The organism is Paraburkholderia sediminicola (assembly GCF_046027355.1).
GTDB lineage: Bacteria > Pseudomonadota > Gammaproteobacteria > Burkholderiales > Burkholderiaceae > Paraburkholderia > Paraburkholderia sediminicola_B.
Genome location: NZ_JAQQEK010000029.1, coordinates 68,216 through 86,694, shown reverse-complemented (window position 1 = coordinate 86,694; position 18,479 = coordinate 68,216). Strand labels below are relative to the sequence as shown.

The 18,479-nt window shown below is 64.5% G+C and carries 18 protein-coding genes; 16 read left to right on the top strand and 2 right to left on the bottom strand.

Features of this window, described 5'->3' with window-relative positions:
- Window positions 1-10: 10 nt before the first annotated feature.
- The 4 genes from PQR42_RS35205 (at window position 11) to PQR42_RS35190 (ending at window position 4,761) form a co-directional block, all read left to right on the top strand.
- Entirely contained in the window at window positions 11-532 is a 522-nt protein-coding gene (locus PQR42_RS35205) for a (2Fe-2S)-binding protein (protein ID WP_408390056.1), read from the top strand.
- A complete protein-coding gene (locus tag PQR42_RS35200; RefSeq protein WP_408389942.1) occupies window positions 525-2,102 on the top strand; it encodes an AMP-binding protein in 1,578 nt (525 codons plus the stop codon). Before PQR42_RS35205 ends, PQR42_RS35200 begins: the two co-directional genes overlap by 8 nt.
- 4 nt (window positions 2,103-2,106) lie before the next feature.
- Window positions 2,107-2,913, top strand: a complete 807-nt coding sequence (locus PQR42_RS35195) for an enoyl-CoA hydratase/isomerase family protein (RefSeq protein ID WP_408215969.1) — start codon at window positions 2,107-2,109, stop codon at window positions 2,911-2,913.
- 471 nt (window positions 2,914-3,384) lie between these two features.
- The gene (locus PQR42_RS35190; RefSeq protein ID WP_408389944.1) at window positions 3,385-4,761 is read left to right on the top strand and encodes an MFS transporter; all 1,377 of its coding nucleotides are present in this window, start codon (window positions 3,385-3,387) and stop codon (window positions 4,759-4,761) included.
- A gap of 153 nt (window positions 4,762-4,914) precedes the next feature.
- Here PQR42_RS35190 and PQR42_RS35185 read toward each other — a convergent pair whose 3' ends face one another.
- Window positions 4,915-5,826: a LysR family transcriptional regulator gene (locus PQR42_RS35185; protein WP_408389946.1), complete on the bottom strand. Its 912-nt coding sequence runs from the start codon at window positions 5,824-5,826 to the stop codon at window positions 4,915-4,917.
- A 199-nt stretch (window positions 5,827-6,025) separates the two neighbouring features.
- On the opposite strand from PQR42_RS35185, the gene PQR42_RS35180 reads away from it, so the two are divergent.
- Window positions 6,026-6,787, top strand: coding sequence for a ProQ/FinO family protein (locus tag PQR42_RS35180; RefSeq protein ID WP_408494927.1), 762 nt, complete (start codon window positions 6,026-6,028; stop codon window positions 6,785-6,787).
- Window positions 6,788-6,802: 15 nt separating this feature from the next.
- Here PQR42_RS35180 and PQR42_RS35175 read toward each other — a convergent pair whose 3' ends face one another.
- Window positions 6,803-8,155, bottom strand: coding sequence for a TAXI family TRAP transporter solute-binding subunit (locus PQR42_RS35175; protein WP_408389950.1), 1,353 nt, complete (start codon window positions 8,153-8,155; stop codon window positions 6,803-6,805).
- Between the two features lie 127 nt (window positions 8,156-8,282).
- On the opposite strand from PQR42_RS35175, the gene PQR42_RS35170 reads away from it, so the two are divergent.
- The 11 genes from PQR42_RS35170 (at window position 8,283) to PQR42_RS35120 (ending at window position 18,435) form a co-directional block, all read left to right on the top strand.
- Window positions 8,283-8,726 carry a DUF2946 domain-containing protein gene (locus PQR42_RS35170; protein WP_408389952.1) on the top strand — a complete coding sequence of 148 codons (444 nt, stop codon included), beginning with the start codon at window positions 8,283-8,285 and terminating at the stop codon, window positions 8,724-8,726.
- A 106-nt stretch (window positions 8,727-8,832) separates the two neighbouring features.
- Entirely contained in the window at window positions 8,833-9,729 is an 897-nt protein-coding gene (locus tag PQR42_RS35165) for a hypothetical protein (protein ID WP_408215954.1), read from the top strand.
- Window positions 9,730-9,744: 15 nt separating this feature from the next.
- Entirely contained in the window at window positions 9,745-10,137 is a 393-nt protein-coding gene (locus PQR42_RS35160; RefSeq protein WP_408390059.1) for a copper resistance CopC family protein, read from the top strand.
- Between the two features lie 135 nt (window positions 10,138-10,272).
- Complete coding sequence (locus PQR42_RS35155) at window positions 10,273-11,328, top strand: HoxN/HupN/NixA family nickel/cobalt transporter (RefSeq protein WP_408215952.1); 1,056 nt, start codon at window positions 10,273-10,275, stop codon at window positions 11,326-11,328.
- Window positions 11,329-11,665: 337 nt separating this feature from the next.
- Window positions 11,666-12,724 (top strand): NADH-quinone oxidoreductase subunit B family protein, encoded by a 1,059-nt coding sequence (locus PQR42_RS35150; RefSeq protein WP_408215949.1) that lies wholly within the window; start codon window positions 11,666-11,668, stop codon window positions 12,722-12,724.
- A gap of 53 nt (window positions 12,725-12,777) precedes the next feature.
- Window positions 12,778-14,592 (top strand): nickel-dependent hydrogenase large subunit, encoded by a 1,815-nt coding sequence (locus PQR42_RS35145; RefSeq protein ID WP_408215946.1) that lies wholly within the window; start codon window positions 12,778-12,780, stop codon window positions 14,590-14,592.
- Window positions 14,589-15,191 carry a NifU-related iron-sulfur-binding protein gene (locus PQR42_RS35140; protein ID WP_408389956.1) on the top strand — a complete coding sequence of 201 codons (603 nt, stop codon included), beginning with the start codon at window positions 14,589-14,591 and terminating at the stop codon, window positions 15,189-15,191. The genes PQR42_RS35145 and PQR42_RS35140 overlap by 4 nt, the downstream gene beginning before the upstream one ends.
- Complete coding sequence (locus tag PQR42_RS35135) at window positions 15,188-15,826, top strand: DUF5947 family protein (RefSeq protein ID WP_408389958.1); 639 nt, start codon at window positions 15,188-15,190, stop codon at window positions 15,824-15,826. The genes PQR42_RS35140 and PQR42_RS35135 overlap by 4 nt, the downstream gene beginning before the upstream one ends.
- Window positions 15,819-16,478 carry a DUF6084 family protein gene (locus PQR42_RS35130; RefSeq protein WP_408215938.1) on the top strand — a complete coding sequence of 220 codons (660 nt, stop codon included), beginning with the start codon at window positions 15,819-15,821 and terminating at the stop codon, window positions 16,476-16,478. The genes PQR42_RS35135 and PQR42_RS35130 overlap by 8 nt, the downstream gene beginning before the upstream one ends.
- Window positions 16,475-17,887, top strand: coding sequence for a hypothetical protein (locus PQR42_RS35125; RefSeq protein WP_408389960.1), 1,413 nt, complete (start codon window positions 16,475-16,477; stop codon window positions 17,885-17,887). The genes PQR42_RS35130 and PQR42_RS35125 overlap by 4 nt, the downstream gene beginning before the upstream one ends.
- Window positions 17,884-18,435, top strand: coding sequence for a hydrogenase maturation protease (locus PQR42_RS35120; RefSeq protein ID WP_408389962.1), 552 nt, complete (start codon window positions 17,884-17,886; stop codon window positions 18,433-18,435). The genes PQR42_RS35125 and PQR42_RS35120 overlap by 4 nt, the downstream gene beginning before the upstream one ends.
- Window positions 18,436-18,479: the final 44 nt, after the last annotated feature.

Here is an 18,479-nt window from a genome sequence, read left to right as displayed (position 1 = left end):
CGTGCACGTGATGCGGCAAGGCGAACGGCAATGCGTCACGCTGACGCTCAATGGCCGTGAACGCAGCGGCTATTGCGAGCCGCGCGAACTGCTATCGGATTTCATTCGTCACGAACTGGGCGCGACCGGCACGCACGTCGGCTGCGAGCACGGTGTGTGCGGGGCGTGCACGGTGCACGTCGACGGCGTGGCGGGACGCTCGTGCCTGATGCTGGCGGTGCAGGCCGACGGCCGCCGCATCGACACCGTGGAGGGACTCGCTCCCGACATGAAACTCGGCGATCTGCAGCAGGCGTTCCAGCGTCATCACGCGTTGCAATGCGGGTTCTGCACGGCCGGGATTCTGATGTCGTGCGCGGACTATCTGCAGCGCGTGCCCGATCCGAGCGAAGCGCAAGTGCGCGAGATGCTCTCGGGTCATCTGTGCCGCTGTACGGGCTATACGCCGATCGTCGCCGCGGTGCTCGACGTGGCGGCGCGGCGCCGGCAAGGCAAGGCGGCCGGCGAGACCGTGGAGGCCGCTCATGCTTGACCTCGGCCGAACCTTTCTGCAGAGCGTGGAACGCAGCCCCAATGCGCTGGCTCTGGTCGACGGTGAGCTGACGCTGACGTACGCGCAGTGGCACGGCGTCATCGTGAAGGTGGCCGAAGGTCTGCGCGGTCTGGGCCTCGCGCATGGCGACCGCTTGCTGGTGGTGCTGCAAAACCGCTGGGAAATGGCGACCCTGCATTGGGCCTGCCAGTTCGCGGGCGTGGTGATCGTGCCGCTGAACTGGCGCGCGAAACCCGATGAACTCGAATACTGCGTGACCGACGCCGGTGTGAAGGCCATCGTGTACGAGCCGGTTTGCGCCGATGCCGTCGCGCAGAGTCCCGCAGCGCAACGTCTGCCGCGTATCGGTCTCGACGACGCGCAAGGCTGCACCGCGAGCTTCGAAACGCTGATGGCGCACAGCACGCCGGACGCGTTGAACGTGGGGCACACCAGCGCGGATGCCGACGACTACTCGCTGATTCTCTATACCTCGGGCACCACCGGCAAGGCGAAGGGCGTGCCGCGCCGTCATCGTCATGAACGCGCCGCCGCGCTCGCACATGTCGCGCAGAATCTGTATGGCCACGGCGAACGCACGCTCGGCGTGATGCCGCTTTATCACACCATGGGCGTGCGCTCACTGCTCTCGATGGCGCTGGTGGACGGCCTGTTTGTCTGCGTGCGCCGCTGGAATGCGCGCTTCGCACTCGATGCGATCGCGCAGCACAAGCTCACCTGCCTCTATCTGGTACCGACGCTGTATCACGATCTGCTTGCCGATCCGGCTTTCGCGTCGATTGATACCTCGACGGTGAAGAAGCTAGGCTTTGCGGGCGCGCCGATGAACGACGGTTTGCTCAAGCGCCTCTCAGCGGCATTCGAACCGGAACTGTTCGTCAATCACTACGGCTCGTCCGAGGTCTATACCTTCAGCATCGATCAGGACGCCACGCGAAAACCAGGCAGTGCAGGGCGCGCGGGCATCAACACGCGTTTGCGCGTCGTCAGGCTCGACGCCCACACGCCGGAGGACCTGGCGCAAGTGGGAGAAGAAGGCCAGATCATCGCCGACCTGCTCGGCGACGAAGCCTTCGAAGGCTACTGGAACCGTCCCGATGCGAACGCCAAATCATTGCGCGACGGCTGGTACTTCACGGGCGACACCGGTTTCTTCGACGCGCAAGGCGACCTGTATGTGTCGGGCCGCGTCGACGACATGATCATCAGCGGCGGCGAGAACATCTCGCCGGTCGATATCGAGTCGGTGCTGTCGCTGCATCCCGCGGTCGACGAGGTCGCGGTGGCCGGCGTGAAGGACGAGCGCTGGGGCCAGCGCGTGGTCGCCTTCGTCAAGCGCCGCGATTACGTCGACGCCGAGACGCTCGACGCGCACTGCCGCACCTCCGACCTCGTCAACTTCAAGCGTCCGCGCGAATACGTGTTCGTCGACGACATACCGAAGTCGCCGGTCGGCAAGATCCTGCGCCGCAAGCTGTCGGCGGGCGAGTACCAACGCGACACGCGCGGCGAATCCCTTGCACCTCACACGGAAACTACCAAGGAGTAACCTCATGACCGACCTGACTCACCGCGGCCAGAGCCTGCTGCAAGAACTCGACGGCTTTTCCATCGAGATCGACGCGCAACGCGAGCGGGCCGACATCATCCTGCACCGGCCGCCGCTGAATGTGATTTCGATGCATGCGCGCGACCAACTGCGCGCCGCCTTCGAGGCGCTCGACGAAGACCCGCGCGTGCGCGTGATCGTGGTGCGCGCGAAGGGCGAACACTTTTCGAGCGGCGGCGACATCAAGGGCTTTCTCGAAGCATCGCCGGAAACCGTGTCGAAGCTCGCCTGGAATATCGCCGCGCCCGCGCGCTGCTCGAAGCCGGTGATCGCCGCCAATCGCGGCTTCTGCTTCGGCGTGGGTTTTGAACTGTCGCTCGCGTGCGACTTCCGCATTGCCACCGACACCACCTTCTACGCGCTGCCGGAACAGAAACTCGGCCAGATTCCGGGTTCGGGCGGCTCGGCCCGTTTGCAGCAGATGGTCGGCATCGGCCGTACCAAGGACATCGTGATGCGCTCGCGCCGCATTCCGGGCAAGCAGGCCTACGAGTGGGGCATCGCGGTCGAGTGCGTGGCCGACTCCGAACTGGAAGCCACGACCGACGCGCTGGTGGATGAGCTGCGCGCGTTCTCGCCGCTCGCGCAACGTACCGCGAAGAAGCTTCTCAACGATACCGAGGACGCGCCGCTGTCCATCGCGATCGAACTCGAAGGGCACTGCTATAGCCGTCTGCGCACCTCTGACGATTTCCGCGAAGGCGTCGAGGCATTTCACGGCAAACGCAAGCCGGTGTTTCGCGGCAGTTAGGGCGAACGCCGTGCAACGGCGAACGGGAAAACAGCAGCCGGGTTGCATGGGACCGGAGTAAGCGCTAAAGCGCTAACTCCGGTCGACAGCTTTGCATGGGATCGGAGTAAGCGCTAAAGCGCTAACTCCGATCGACAGCCTTGCATGGGACCGGAGTAAGCGCTAAAGCGCTAACTCCGGTCGACAAAGGAGACACGTGGATGGAGCGTTTCTTCACGCGGGGTCAGCGCATGTCCGCGCTGCTGGTCGAGCCGGGCGCGCTCGAAGACTTCATTGTCCGACCATCATGATGGCCGAAAAAATCGCCGACGCGATGCTCGCGCGGCGCGAGGCAAATGCTGCATCGAATACGGCGCCGCTGACCACGGCCTCGCCATAAGGTTTCTTAACACCACCAAGAGCACGCGCAAGCGAACGTGCCTAAAACGGGGACGATCGAGAGACGGCCCGCTGATAGTCAAGGAGATGACGATGTCCGTAGCAGCGCAAAATGGCGCCGCCTTGCCCGCGGTAGACCAGCGGCAAGTGATGGGTGCGGTAATGGCCTCGTGCCTCGGCTGGGCACTGGATCTGTTCGATCTGTTCGTGTTGCTGTTCGTCGCGCCGGTGGTCGGGCGGCTGTTCTTCCCGTCCGAGCACGCGATGCTCTCGCTCGCCGCGGTCTATGCGTCGTTTGCCGTGACCCTGCTGATGCGCCCGCTTGGTTCGGCATGGTTCGGCTCCTACGCGGACCGCCACGGACGCAAGGGCGCGATGATCATCGCCGTGGTCGGCGTGGGTCTCTCGACGGCCGCCTTCGGCGTGCTGCCGACCGTCGCGCAGGTGGGTCTCGTCGCGCCGATCCTGTTCCTCGTGCTGCGTCTTGTGCAGGGCGTGTTCGTGGGCGGCGTGGTGGCGTCGACGCATACCATCGGCACCGAATCGGTCGCGCCGAAATATCGCGGCGCGGTGTCGGGGTTGATCGGTGGCGGCGGAGCGGGGCTCGGCGCGTTGCTCGCCTCGCTCACGTATCTGGCGATGTCGGCGCTATTCCCCGGCCCGTCGTTCGACGTGTGGGGCTGGCGCTGCATGTTCTTCACCGGCATCATTAGCTCGGTGCTCGGGCTGTTCGTCTTCAGTAGTCTCGAAGAGTCGCCGCTGTGGAAAAAGCTCGCCGCCGAAAAGGCCGCCAAGGCCGCGGCGCAGAAGCTCGGCACGCCGGTCGAAATCGTGCGCTCGCCGGTGCGCACGCTGTTTTCCCGCGACTATCGGTCGATTCTGTTCGTCAACCTGTTGCTGACCATCGGCGGCGGCAGCGGCTATTACCTGACCTCGGGCTATCTGCCGACCTTTCTCAAGGTGGTGAGCCACGCGCCGAACGGCGCCGCGGCGGCGATCCTGCTGATCTGCAGCGTGGCGGTGGTGATTGCGTCGGTGGCGGCGGGGCATCTGAGCACGTTCATCGGGCGCAAGACCGCTTTCATCTGGCTCGGCCTGATTCGCCTGTTCGCATTGCCCGCGCTGTTCCTGCTGCTGCCCACGGCGCAAAGCATCACGATGATCGGCGTGTACGCGGTGATTCTCAGCGCGCTCGGGAGCGCGGGCTACGCGCCGATCCTGATCTTCCTGAACGAACGGTTCCCGACCGCGATTCGCGCGACCGGCACGGGGCTTTCCTGGAACATCGGCTTTGCCATTGGCGGGATGATGCCGACTGCTGTCTCGCTGGTGGCGAAAGATGCGAGCGAGTTGCCAATGACGCTGGCGATCTTTGTAGGCGCGATCAGCGTGATTTTCCTGATCGGGGCGTTCGTCGTGCCGGAAACGCGTGGGCGGCTCGAGCAGGGGGCGGTGCGCGAGGCGGTTTAGGCCGCGGACCTGGCGGTCGGCCGGCTGCGGTTCGAGCAGCGTTTCAGGCAGGGGCTCGGACAGCGATTCACGCAGCGGTTTAAAGGCCAGCGTGGACGGCGGTTCAGGCCGCAGAGTTCAGACTGCGGCTTAGACGGCAACCGGGACGGCGTTTCAGACGGCGGGCACACCCGTCGTCACCCGCCGAATCTCCTCGCCGATGATCTCGATCAGCGCGTGCGCCGCCGGCCCGATCGGCCGCTTCGGATGGCTCACGCGGATGATGTGCCGCACGATAGGCGGCGACGCGATGGTGCGCGCGCACAGCACGCCTTCGTCGACCTTGCGCTGAACCACCACGCGCGGCAGGATCGTCGCGACGCCGCTCTGTTCGACGAACTGCACGATGGTGTTCAGCAGGTCGATCTCGAACTTCGGCTTGATGACCACGTCGGCGGCCAGCAGCGCCGCGTCCAGCACGCCGCGCAGGCCGTTGCGGCGAGTGGGCAGCACCAGTTCGATGCCGGTCAGTTTCGCGAGATCGACGGCAGGCGGCAGGTCGGGGCCGAGTGCGGCGCTCGTCACCAGCACCATTTCCTCGTCGAGCAAGGGCACCACGTCGAGCGTGAGGCGCCCGCGCGGCTTGTTGATGATGGCCGCGTCCAGCCGCCCGGCTTCGACCGCGTCGATCAACTGCGCGCTGAAACCGTCGGCGACCGACACTTCGACCTGCGGGAACATCGCGTTGAACCTGGCGAGCGACTCCGGCAGCACGCTCTCCGCCTCCGACGACACCATGCCGAGCGACACGCGCCCCGTGACGATCGCATCCTGCCGGCTCAGCTGGTCGCGCGCCCGCTCGATGTCGCGCATGATCGGCGTGTACAGGCGGTACATCTGGCGTGCCGCGTCGGTCGGCGTCATGCCGTGCGGCCCGCGTTCGAAGAGTTTCTGACGCAATTCGGTCTCGAGCTTCGAAATCTGCATGCTGAGCGCGGGTTGGACGATATTGAGCCGTTTCGCCGCGCGCGTGACGGAGCCGTCTTCGAAAAGCGCGATGAAATACTGGATTTGCTTGAGGTCCATGAAGCGCGGCAACCGGTGCGAGAAGGGGAAAAAAAGGGGGCGGTGGGGCGGAAACGGCCGGAAACATCGAGTTTAACCGTGCCGCGCCGAGCCTACACGGATGCACGCGCGCAAGCCCGCGCGGCGCGGCTCGCGGCGTCGTCACGAGCGTGTTTCCTTACGCTGCTACAATCTCGTCTTTCTCGATCGATTGTGCGCTATGGGTTTCGAACAACTCGCTGAACTGAAGAAGCAATTGGCCGCGGCTCGCCGCGAGGCTGCGCCTGCCGCGAAGTCCGGCGCGAAGCCTGCTTCGAAGGACGCTTCCAAGCCGGCTAAGGACGCTTCCAAGCCCGCTGCAAAGGACGCTTCCAAGCCGGGCGCGAGGCCTGCCCGCAAGCCCGCGCCGCCGCGCCGTGCCGCGCCCGCAGCCGCGTCCGACGCCAAACCGGCGGTGGAGGCGAAGCCGGTGGATCCGGTGGTGAAATCGATCGGGCGGCTGCAGAAGCGCTTCCCCATTGCCTTCCCGAAGAATCCGGCGCCCAAGCTGCCGCTCAAGGTCGGTATTTTCGAAGACCTCGTGGTGCACGCCAAGGAACTGTCGCTGAGCGAAGCCGAATTGCGCGACGCGATCAAGACGTGGTGCCGTGGCAGCCGCTACTGGAAATGTCTTGTGGAGGGCGCGGCTCGCGTCGATCTGACGGGCGCCGAGGCGGGCAAGGTCACGGCGCAGGAAGCCGCGGGCGCTCAGCGTCTGCAGGCGCATCGCGCGGGAAGGGGTGCGCAGAAGGCGGCAGCCGGCGCGACGAACGCGAATGCGACCGGCGAGGCAGCCACGCAAGCGCCTGCCGAAGCAGCCGCGCAAGCGCCGGCCGAAGCAGCCGCGCAAGCGCCGGCCGAAGCAGCCGCGCAAGCGCCCGCTGAAGCAGCCACGCAAGCGCCTGCCGAGCCGGCCAACTCGCCGGCCACCCGCGAAGCGTAAAACCCGCCGCCCCGGCTAGGGGCGGCTGCCTTGCCGCGACGCAGCCCCCAGCCGGCTGCGCACGAAGCCGACGTGTTCGCGCAGCACATAGAACGCGTCGGCGTAAGCGAGCGGCATGCGCAGCCGATTCAACGAATCCTCGATCTGATCCAGCTCCGCGAAGAGCCGCGTGCGCTCCTCGTCGGTCGAATCGGCGAGCGCGCCGCGTTCGATCGCAATCAGCGAACCATAGTAGCGATAGATGCGCGAACGCACCCGCCAGCGGTAGAGCGCCGGAATCAGGCGCATGGCCGGGAACAGCAGCACGGCCATCGGCAGCAGTAGAACGACCGTGCGATCGCTGATGCTCGCCAGCCAGAACGGCAGCGTGCGGTACAGAAAGCTCTTGCCCGTCTTGTAGTAGCGCTGCGCGTCCTCGCTGATCTGATATTCACGCGCGACCGGACTCGGAAATTCCCCCGCGCGCTGCAACAGCCCCGGCATGCCGTGCACTTCCTGCGCGGCTTCGATCAGCAGATCGGAAATGGCCGGATGCAGCGTGGTGCGGGCCACCAGCTCGACGGTCGGGCTGATCAGATGCACGGTCTCAGGCGGAATCCTGCGCCTCAGATCCAGCACGCCGGCCGGCAGGTCGATCTGGTCCAGATAGGGAAAGAGACGCGTATAGGCGCTCGCCTCCGTGAAGTTCATCACCGAAATGCCGGGCACCTTGAGCAGGCGCAGCATCAGGCCGCGCGTGGCCGAGTCGCCGTTCAGGATTGCCGCGTCCACATTGCCCGCCACCAGTTGGGTGGCGGCCTGCAAGCCGTCGCTCGGCACCAGCGTGGTGTCGCCGCCCGGCTCGATGCCGTTCGCATCCAGCAATTTGAGCGCGAGCAGGCGCGTGCCGCTGCCTTCGCGGCCCACCGCGATCCGTTTGCCTTCCAGTTGCGAAAGCTGGCTCAGGCCCGTGCCGCGATAGAACACCACCACCGGAATATAGAAAACGCTGCCGAGCGACATCAACGACGAGGTGTCGAGGCCGTCGGCCACGCCGCCTTGCACGAGCGCGACGTCGACGCGCTGCTTTGGGTCCAGCAGACGTTGCAGGTTCTGCACGGAGCCGTCGGACTCCAGCACGTTCAGCTTGATGCCGTTGCGGGCGAGGATTTTCCTGTACTGCTCGGCAGCGACGAAAAACGAGCTGTCATGCGGACCGGCGCTCAGGGTGATCGTCTTGGGCGGCGCCGGATCGACCAGCCAGACGGCCAGCGTGACCATGAGTATGATGAGCGCCGCCACGACGGCATAGAGCAGGGTATGATCGCGCCACTCGGCATGCGGCTCTTCGCCGGGAAAGTGCGGGGGACGCGGGCGCTGCGCTTTCATGGACACTCCGTGCCGGGAGCCGGGATGATTGCATTGTCCACTGTCCGCGGTGGGTTTGCCGTCGGCAGTTTGCTCTATTGACCGTGGCATAATCCGCGACAGCTTCCCCATTGTCGCCGGGCGTATCGTGAGTCGTTTCTATCGGAAGATCGGCAGTTGGCTGGGATTGTTCGCGATCCTGATGGCCACGCTCGCTCCGACGATCTCGCACACGCTCGCCGCACGCAGCGATGAAAGCGCCATGTCAGCCGAGCATTGCGACATGCCGTCGATGGCGTCCATGGGTTCGATGGACTCGATGCAGGACGACATGCCGGACGCGACATCGGTCACATCGAACGCGCCCGATCAGGCAGGCGACAAACACACCCAGCACACCGTCATGTCCGACGGCGACGCCTGCGGTTATTGCAGCCTGCTCGCCCACATGCCGGCCGTGCCGAGCGTCGAGGCACTGTTCGTCGTCACCGTGCGCGCCTTGCAGCACACCGTCGCGACCCGCTTCGAGAGCGTGCGCCGTGTCGAACCGCTCACCTTCGCTCAACCCCGCGCCCCTCCGTTCGCATCCTGATTCGAGTCACCACGGCGCGATGCATCGAATGCATCGCGGCTGCCGCTGCGCGTCCCTATCGACTGCGCGCGCCGGCATTGTCACGACCCATGAAACAGGATGAATCATGCCTACCCACACAACGCCACGCGCGCAACCGCTGCGCTCGGCGGCGCTTCTCGCCGCCACCGCCGGCGCATTGCTGTGCGCGCCAACGCTCGCCGGCGCCCACGCCATTGCGGGCAACCGTGTCTTCCCATCGACGATGGCCGTCGATGACCCCGGCGTCGGCGACGAAGCCAACTTCGAGTTCGGCCACCAACGCGTGCCGGGCGACAACGGCGACCAGAGCATCAACACCTTCGACTTCGAATACGACAAGCTGATCACGCCGCGGCTCGCGGTGTCCGTCGACGGCACTTATGCAATGCAGAACAATCCGCGGGCGCGCGGCTTCGACAACTTCGGCGTCGGCTTAAAGTACCTGCTATACGTCAACGACGCGCACGAATTCATGACCTCGATCGGTGTGGCTGCCGAACTCGGCGGCACGGGCAGCCGCGCGATCGCCGACAACTTCTCGACAATCTCGCCGACCATCTTTGCCGGCAAGGGCATGGGCGATCTGCCCGACTCGCTGGCGTATCTACGGCCGATCGCCATCACGGGTGAAGCGGGACCGGCGCTGACCACCGGCGCGGGACAGCCGAACGCCTTCAACTACGGCTTCACCGTGCAATACAGCTTGCCGTATCTGCAGCAGCACGTGCGCGACGTCGGCCTGCCGCAGCCGTTCGCCAATCTGATTCCGCTGGTGGAAATCCCGCTGTCGCGCAGCCAGGGGCAGACGACCGGCACGGTCAATCCGGGCTTCATCTGGATCAACCGTTATGGGCAGTTCGGCGTGGAGGCGCAGATCCCGATCAATCGTGCGAGCGGCTCGCATGTGGGCATTCTGGTGCAGGCGCATATCTTCTTCGACGATGTCGCGCCGACCACGATCGGCAAACCGCTGTTCCAGTAACGCAGGAGAGTGATGATGAATGGCACGATGAAACACCGACGTTTGCGCGGTATCAATGCCGCGGCGAAACTGGCGGCGCTGTTCGCCGGCCTCGCGCTCGCGAGCGCGGCCTTCGCTCACGTGTTCCCTCAAAAGCAGGAGCCGGGAGCGGGCGCGACGGTGGCGTCACCCGCGCAGGTGCGGGTGATTTTCGACGGGCCGCTCGAAGCGGCGTTCAGTTCGCTGACGGTGACCGACGCGAGCGGCAAGCAGGTCAACACGCAGAAAGCCGCGGTCGACGAGCATCAGCCGGCGCTGGTCGCCGTGCCGCTGCCGCCGCTCGCGGCCGGTCGCTACACGGTGCATTGGGTGGCCGTGGCGTCGGACGGGCATCGCACCCATGGCGACTATGCGTTCAATGTGAAGTAGCCTGAAGCGGTGATGCGCTGCGTCATCCATCGAGCGATGGCGCAGCGTCTGAAAAGGTCTATTATCGAAAAGACGCATCGAGCGCCTGGCTGTGCAAAGCAGCCGCCTTCGCCTTCGCTCCGAGGAGAAGAACACATGACGGAGTTCGTGAAGGCATTCCCGATAGCGGCGTCCGGCCATCAGCGCCGGCGCATCGCGTGGCTCTACGCGTTGCTACTGACTTTCAATCTCGCCGCGTGGCTTGCGGCCTTCATGGCGTTTCGTGGCTATCCGCTGCTGATGGGTTCCTGTCTGCTGGCTTACTCGCTCGGTTTGCGGCACGCCGTTGACGCGGACCACATCGCCGCCATCGACAACGTCACGCGCAAGCTGATGCAGTCCGGCCAGCGTCCGCTGACAGCAGGGCTGATGTTCTCGCTCGGCCACTCCACCATCGTCGTATTGGCGACGCTCGGCATTGCCGTCACCGCGATGGCCTTGCAAACCCGGCTGAGCGGATTCAGGGAAACAGGCGCGATGATCGGCACGCTCGTGTCGACGTTTTTCCTGTTCGCCATCGCGCTGCTGAACCTCATCGTGCTGCGCTCCGTGCTGCGCGCGTTTCGGCGCGTGCGCCGCGGCGAGCCCTACGTCGACGAAGATCTCGACATGCTGCTCGCCAATCGCGGTTTTCTCGCGCGCATGTTCCGGCCGCTGTTTCGCCTGATCACACGAAGCTGGCACATGTATCCGCTCGGCTTTCTGTTCGGCCTCGGCTTCGACACCGCGACCGAAGTCGGCTTGCTCGGCATTTCCGCGGCGGGCGCCGCGCAAGGCATGTCGATCTGGTCGATCCTCGTGTTCCCGGTGCTGTTTACGGCGGGCATGACGCTGATCGATACCACCGACAGCATCCTCATGCTGGGCGCTTACGGCTGGGCCTTCGTGAAGCCGGTCCGCAAGCTCTACTACAACCTCGCCATCACGACGATTTCGGTGCTGGTGGCGCTGCTGGTCGGCAGCATCGAAGGCCTTGGGCTCGCGGCTGAGAAGCTGCATCTGAATGGCGGATTCTGGCAGACCGTGGCGGTTCTCAACGATAACTTTGGCATGCTCGGCTATGCGATCGTCGGCGTATTCGCGGCCGCCTGGTTATTGTCCGTGGCGGTCTACAAATGGCAGCGAATCGGAGAAATGGAGATCCGTTCCTGATTAGCACATAACGGCAGATCAGTTTGGCGCAAACCCTTAGGGGCTATCGTCAGAGAATTGAACAGGGTGCATGGATGCGGCTATCGCGGTGCGTAAAGCTTCGCCAATAAGCTATGAAAATTGGGTTATTCCGTATCGCTGACCTATACTCGAAAAAGTTTTGCGGGCTCATTGCGATGAGCACCATTCAAACGAAAACATGCAGCAAATCCGATCTTTTTAACCGCTCCCCACGCGGAAATGACCCCTGATCGATTGCTGGACACGTGACTGCCGTGCGGCGCTCGCCACGTATCTTTGCCTGTCCAGAAGAACGTGAACGCAGTGGAGACACATCATGGCAGAAGCAGACAACGTCCCCTATGGGCGCAAGACTCAGCACGCGCCGGCCCTCAAGGAAGTGCACATCATCTGGATTACCGCGGGCCTCGGCTGCGACGGCGATTCGGTCTCCATTACCGCCGCCACCCAGCCGAGTATCGAGGACGTGATTCTCGGCGCGATTCCCGGCTTGCCGAAGGTCCATTTACACAATCCCGTGCTCGCGTATGAAAACGGCGACGAGTTTCTCAAGCCGTTTCACCAGGCCGCGCGTGGCGAGCTGGACAACTTCGTGCTGGTGATGGAAGGCTCGATTCCCAACGAGCGTATCAATCGCGAGGGCTATTGGGCCGCCTTGGGCACCGACCCCGATACGGGCGACCCGATCACGATTCCGCAATGGCTCGACCGGCTCGCGCCGCGCGCGCTGGCGGTGGTCGGCGCGGGAACCTGCGCGACGTATGGCGGCATTCACGCGATGCAAGGCAACCCGACCGGCTGCATGGGTCTTGCCGACTATCTCGGCTGGGACTGGAAGTCGAAAGCGGGCCTGCCGATCGTCAACGTGCCGGGCTGCCCGGTGCAGCCGGACAACTTCATGGAGACGCTGCTCTATCTGCTGTATCAGCTCGCGGGCCTCGCGCCCATGATTCCACTCGACGAAGCGTTGCGGCCGAAGTGGCTGTTCACCCGCACCGTGCACGATGGTTGCGACCGGGCGGGTTCGTACGAGCAGGCGATCTTCGCGACCGAATACGGCAGCCCGAATTGCATCGTCAAGCTCGGTTGCTGGGGACCTGTCGTGCAATGCAACGTGCCCAAACGCGGCTGGATGGCGGGCATCGGCGGTTGTCCGAACGTGGGCGGCATCTGCATCGGCTGCACGATGCCGGGCTTCCCGGACAAGTTCATGCCGTTCATGGACGAGCCGCCCGGCGCGGTGCTGTCGTCCAATCTGATCAGGAGCTATGGCCCGCTGATCCGCAGCTTGCGCAAGCTGACCAAAAACACGCTCAACGATGAGCCGAAATGGCGTCACAACCGTTCGGAACTCACCACCGGTTATCGTCGCTGAGCGAGCGGAATACGCGCAGTCAGTGTCGTCAGCATAGTCAGCAGGAGAAGGTCATGGCCGTCAGCACCGCACCTGAAGCGACCAGCACCACCCAGGCAGCGCCGGGCAAGCTGGTCGAAATGAACTGGGATCCGATCACGCGGATCGTCGGCAGTCTGGGGATTTACACCAAGATCGATTTTGCGAATCGGCGAGTGGCGGAATGCTACAGCACGTCGTCGATCTTTCGCGGCTATAGCATTTTCATGAAGGGCAAGGACCCGCGCGACGCGCATTTCATTACGAGCCGCATTTGCGGCATCTGTGGCGACAATCACGCGACCTGCTCGGTCTACGCGCAGAACATGGCCTACGGCGTGAAGCCGCCGCCGATCGCCGAATGGATCGTCAATCTCGGCGAAGCGGCCGAATACATGTTCGATCACAACATCTTCCAGGACAACCTGGTGGGCGTGGACTTCTGCGAGACGATGGTCAAGGAGACCAATCCGGGCGTGTGGGCCAAGGCCCAGAAAACACCCGCGCCGCACGCGGACAAGCACGGCTATAAAACCATCGCGGAGATCATGACCGCGCTCAATCCGTTTACCGGCGAGTTCTACCGCGAGACGCTGATGGTGAGCCGCTACACGCGTGAAATGTTCTGCCTGATGGAAGGGCGCCACGTGCATCCGTCGACGCTGTATCCCGGCGGTGTGGGCACCGTGCCGACCATTCAGCTCTTCACCGACTACATCACGCGCTTGATGAAATACGTGGAGTTCATGAAGAAGGTCGTGCCGCTGCACGACGATCTGTTCGACTTTTTCTACGAGGCACTGCCCGGTTATGAAGAAGTGGGCCGGCGCCGCGTTCTGCTCGGCTGCTGGGGCTCGTTTCAGGACCCGAACGTGTGCGACTACAACTACAACACCATGACGCAATGGGGCCGCGGCATGTTCGTCACGCCGGGCGTGGTGGTCGACGGCGAACTGGTCACGACCGACCTCGTCGACATCAACCTGAACATTCGCATTCTGCTCGGCAGTTCCTATTACGACGATTGGGATCACGAAGAAACCTTCGTGAAGAACGACCCGCTCGGCAATCCGGTGGACCGCAAGCATCCGTGGAATCAGACCACGCTGCCGCATCCGCAGAAGCGCAAATTCGACGGCAACTATACGTGGGTGATGTCGCCGCGCTGGCTCGACAAACGCACGGGCGACCACCTTGCGCTCGATACCGGCGGCGGTCCGATTGCGCGACTGTGGGCCACGGCGTTGGCGGGACTGGTGGATATCGGCTATATCAAGGCGACCGGTCATAGCGTGAAGATCTATTTGCCGAAGACCGCGCTCAAGCCCGAAGTCGAATTCGAGTGGAAGATTCCGAAGTGGAGCAACGCGCTCGAACGCGATCGCGCCCGCACGTATTTTCAGGCTTATTCGGCAGCGGCGGCATTGTATTTCGCCGAGCAGGCGCTCGCCGAATTGCACGCGGGCCGCACCCGCACGTTCAGCGATTTCACGGTGCCGGAAGAAGGCCTCGGCTGCGGCTTCCATGAGGCGGTGCGCGGCGTGCTCTCGCATCACCTCGTGATTCGCGAGGGCAAGATCGCCAACTATCATCCGTATCCGCCTACGCCGTGGAATGCCAATCCACGCGATATTTATGGCACGCCCGGACCTTATGAAGACGCGGTGCAGAACACACCGATCTTCGAAGAGAACGGCCCCGACAAGTTCAAGGGCATCGACATCATGCGCGCGGTGCGCAGCTTCGATCCGTGCCTGCCGTGCGGCGTGCATATGTATGTGGGCAACGGCAAGACCATCGATACCTCGCACTCGCCGACCTTCGGCGTGATGCAGGGAGCGCATACGTGAGCACCCAGACGAGCGACCAGCGGGCGGTCGCCGCCCAGCAACGCCGCATCGAGGAGCTGATTGCGGCGCTGGAGACGCTCGACGATCCGCCGGCGCGCGAAAGCGCACAGGAACTGCTACAGGTGGTGCTCGATCTGCATACGAACGGGCTCGCGCGTCTGCTGGAAATCGTCTCGTCCGCCGGGGCGATGGACGACGCCATGCTCGAAGCGTTCGAACGCGACGCCAGTGTATCGGCGCTGCTGCTGTTGCATGGTTTGCATCCGCAAGACCTGCCGACGCGTGTGTCGCGTGCGGTGGAGAAGATGCGGCCGCTGCTCGGCGTGCAGGGCATCCAGATCGAATTGCTCGACGCCGCCGAAGAAGCGGTGCGCGTGAAAGTGGGCGGGCGTCTGCAAGGCAAGCACAATTCGGTCGGCGAATTGCAGCAGGAAATCGAGCTTGCGATTTTCGAAGCGGCGCCCGAGGCGATGCGCGTCGACATCGCGGGTTTGCAGGACGTCAACGTGCATGAATTGCGCTTCGTGCCTAATACGCACACCGAGGCGCGCACTGAGCACACCAAGGTAGCCAGCCGGACCGAGGCCGGCGCGCAATGACACCCGCCGCCGCCACGACGCGCGGCTGGGTCGCGGCCGTGCGCCATTTCGTGCGCCAGACCGACGACACGCACTGCGAGTTGTGCGGCGCGTTGCTGCTGGCCGACCATCCTCATCTGTTCGAAATCGCCAAACGTCAACTGTATTGCTGCTGCCGTGCCTGCGCGCTGCTGTTCGGCAATCAGCAGAACGCGCGCTATCGTCCGGTACCGCGCGACGCGCGTTATCTCGACGGCTTTCGCATGAGCGACGCGCAGTGGGATGCGCTGGCGATTCCCATCGACATGGCTTTCTTCTTCCACGACAGTTCGGCGCAACGTATCGTCGCGCTGTATCCGGGACCGGCGGGCGGCACGCAGTCGCTGCTGGATCTGCAGGCGTGGACCGAACTCGTCGCCGACAATCCGTGGCTCGCGCAACTGCAGCCCGACGTCGAGGCGCTGCTCGTGAACCGCAGCGAAGGCGCGCGCGAGTACTACCGCGTGCCGATCGACCAATGTTATGCGCTGACCGGCGTGATTCGCGCGCGTTGGCGCGGCGTCTCGGGCGGCCGGCAGGCCTGGGACGCGATCCACCGCTTCTTCGCCGCGCTGAAGACCCAGGGCCGCGTACCGGAGGGCTTGCTCCATGCCTGATCTCGGATTCACCGTCGAGTCGGCGGAAGTGGTGCCGTTTGCCGCGGCGCCGCTGTTGTTGTTCAAGCTGCATGTCGTCGATACGGCGGTTGACAGTGCGCCGCACCGCGAGATCGCCAGCATCACGCTGCAATGCCAGATCCAGATCGAAGCCGCGAAACGCCGCTACGCGCCCGCCGAGCAGTACGGGCTCGAAGACCTGTTCGGCATTCCGCCGCGTTGGGGCGATACGTTACGCACGATGCTGTGGACGCATGCGTCGACGGTGGCGCCCCCCTTTACCGGCGAATGCACGCTCGATCTGCCCGTGCCGTGCAGCTACGACTTCAATCTGGCCGCCACCAAATATTTTCACGGACTCGAAGAGGGCGAGATTCCGCTGATGCTGCAGTTCAGCGGCACGGTGTTCTATCGTGAGGCCGACGGCGCATTGCAGGCCGCGCCGATTCCGTGGCATAAGGAGGCGGCGTACCGTCTGCCGGTGGCGCTATGGCGTGACATGATGGCTCGCTATTACCCGAACGGCGCATGGCTATGCCTGCATCGCGACGTGTTCGATCGCCTCTCGCGCTTTAAAACCCGCGGGGGGCTGACGAGCTGGGAGCAGGCGGTCACGAGCCTGCTCGACAAGCTCGAGGAGGACATATCGTGAATGCGGTCGAGAGCGTGGTGCAGGCGGTGCTGTACGAAGGCTACATGCTGTATCCGTACCGGCCGACTTCGGTGAAGAACCGGCAACGGTGGACCTTCGGCGGTGTCTATCCGCGCGCCTATGCGGAGGCGTCCGGCAGCGATCCGTGGGTGACGCAAAGCGAGTGTCTGCTGCGCGGCGGCGAGCACACGCGAGTCGCGGTGCGGCCCGGGTTTTTGCAGGTGATCGAGCGGATGGTGCTGGACGTGTCGGAGAACGCCGCGGTGCGGCCGGAGTCGGGCGAGCCCGCATGGCGCACGGTGCCGGTGCTCGATATCGACGAACGGCGCTACACGCCGTGGCAGGAAGCGGCTGAACGGCATCTCGCGCTGCCCGTGCTGGTGCTAGGCGAATTGCTGAACGCTCCACGCGATATTCCCTTTTCATTCGATGCCGGCAGTGAACTCGAACCGCTGGCGGACCGGCACGGCACGCTGCGTGGCGCGTTGCGCCGCACGCGCGCGGCGCTGCAAGGCCGCGTCGAAATCAGTGCGGCGAACGTGGCGGCGGGCGTCTATCGGCTGAAAGTGCGCATTGTCAACGAGACGCCGCTCGATCATGCGCGCAGCCTTACGCGCGACGCCGCGTCGCTCTATGCACTGGTCTCGTGCCATACCGTGCTGACCATCGAGCGCGGCACATGGATCTCGTCGATCGATCCGCCCGACGACCTCGCGGCGGCGTCGGCCGCGTGCCGCAATATCGGCGTGTGGCCGGTGCTGGTCGGCGATGAACAGCGGCCCGACACCATGCTCGCCTCGCCGATCATCCTCTACGATTTCCCGCAGATCGCGCCCGAAAGCGCCGGCGATCTGTTCGACGCCACGGAGATCGACGAGATTCTCACGCTGCGCATTCTCACCATGACCGACGAGGAAAAGCGCGAGATGATCGCCACCGACGAGCGCGCTCGGGCCTTGCTCGCGCGCACCGAAGGTCTGGGCGCCGAGCAGATGCAGAAGCTGCACGGCACCTTGCGGCAGGTGCGCGCGCTCGATGCGGCGAGCGTGGGCGCGTCGATTTCGCCGACGCAGACCGTCATGCCCGTCTCGCCGTGGGATGAACTCGATGCGCGACCGCATCTTGCCTGCGTGCGGGTCGCGGGCGTGGAGATTCGCATCGGCGATCAGGTGCGCTTGCGCCCGCGCGGCCGCGCGGACATCTTCGATATCGCGCTGAGCGGCATGGTCGCGACGATCGAATCGATCGAACGCGATTTCGACGACCACGTGCATGTCGCCGTGACTATCGACGACGATCCGGGCAAGGACTTCGGCGTGCAACGCATGCCGGGCCATCGGTTCTTCTTCGGGCCGGACGAGATCGAACCGCTCGGCCACGCTGCCGGCGCCCGGCGGGGCCGCGTATGAGCACGATTCTGGTGGCCGGCATCGGCAACGTGTTTCTCGGCGACGACGGCTTCGGCGTGGAAGTGGTGCGGCGCTTGCAGGGACAGGTGGCCGCGGGCGAATTGCCGGGATTCGCGGCGGGCGTCAACGTCGCGGACTTCGGCATTCGCGGCGTCGATCTGTGTTACGCGCTGCTCGACGGCGTGGACAGCGCGATCCTGATCGACGCGACGCAGCGTGGCGGCGCGCCCGGCACGTTGTACGTGATCGAGCCGTCCATCGAAGATTCGGGCGGCGCCGCGAGCGGCGATCCGTACGCCGTGCCGATCCTGATGTCGCCGCATGAAATGGACCCGGCCAAGGTGCTGCAAACCGTGCGGATGCTCGGCGGCGGTTGCGAGGACGTCGTCGTGCTCGGCTGCGAGCCGCAGGACTTCGGTTGCGAAGAGGGCGAAGAAGGACGGATGAGTTTGAGCGGCCCCGTGGCGGCCGCGGTGGAGCACGCCGCTGAAGTGGTGGTGCGGCTCGTGACGGCGAGGCTCGCGCAGCGCGCCGCGCGAGTGACCTGACATACGAGGCGTGTGGACACGTCATGCATACGGTGTGAAATAAC

Coding starts and splice junctions, on each gene's coding strand:
- PQR42_RS35205 (WP_408390056.1), top strand. CDS start 11: ATGCGGCAAGGCGAACGGCAATGCGTCACGCTGACGCTCAATGGCCGT.
- PQR42_RS35200 (WP_408389942.1), top strand. CDS start 525: ATGCTTGACCTCGGCCGAACCTTTCTGCAGAGCGTGGAACGCAGCCCC.
- PQR42_RS35195 (WP_408215969.1), top strand. CDS start 2,107: ATGACCGACCTGACTCACCGCGGCCAGAGCCTGCTGCAAGAACTCGAC.
- PQR42_RS35190 (WP_408389944.1), top strand. CDS start 3,385: ATGTCCGTAGCAGCGCAAAATGGCGCCGCCTTGCCCGCGGTAGACCAG.
- PQR42_RS35185 (WP_408389946.1), bottom strand. CDS start 5,826: ATGGACCTCAAGCAAATCCAGTATTTCATCGCGCTTTTCGAAGACGGC.
- PQR42_RS35180 (WP_408494927.1), top strand. CDS start 6,026: ATGGGTTTCGAACAACTCGCTGAACTGAAGAAGCAATTGGCCGCGGCT.
- PQR42_RS35175 (WP_408389950.1), bottom strand. CDS start 8,155: ATGAAAGCGCAGCGCCCGCGTCCCCCGCACTTTCCCGGCGAAGAGCCG.
- PQR42_RS35165 (WP_408215954.1), top strand. CDS start 8,833: ATGCCTACCCACACAACGCCACGCGCGCAACCGCTGCGCTCGGCGGCG.
- PQR42_RS35160 (WP_408390059.1), top strand. CDS start 9,745: ATGAATGGCACGATGAAACACCGACGTTTGCGCGGTATCAATGCCGCG.
- PQR42_RS35155 (WP_408215952.1), top strand. CDS start 10,273: ATGACGGAGTTCGTGAAGGCATTCCCGATAGCGGCGTCCGGCCATCAG.
- PQR42_RS35150 (WP_408215949.1), top strand. CDS start 11,666: ATGGCAGAAGCAGACAACGTCCCCTATGGGCGCAAGACTCAGCACGCG.
- PQR42_RS35145 (WP_408215946.1), top strand. CDS start 12,778: ATGGCCGTCAGCACCGCACCTGAAGCGACCAGCACCACCCAGGCAGCG.
- PQR42_RS35135 (WP_408389958.1), top strand. CDS start 15,188: ATGACACCCGCCGCCGCCACGACGCGCGGCTGGGTCGCGGCCGTGCGC.
- PQR42_RS35130 (WP_408215938.1), top strand. CDS start 15,819: ATGCCTGATCTCGGATTCACCGTCGAGTCGGCGGAAGTGGTGCCGTTT.
- PQR42_RS35120 (WP_408389962.1), top strand. CDS start 17,884: ATGAGCACGATTCTGGTGGCCGGCATCGGCAACGTGTTTCTCGGCGAC.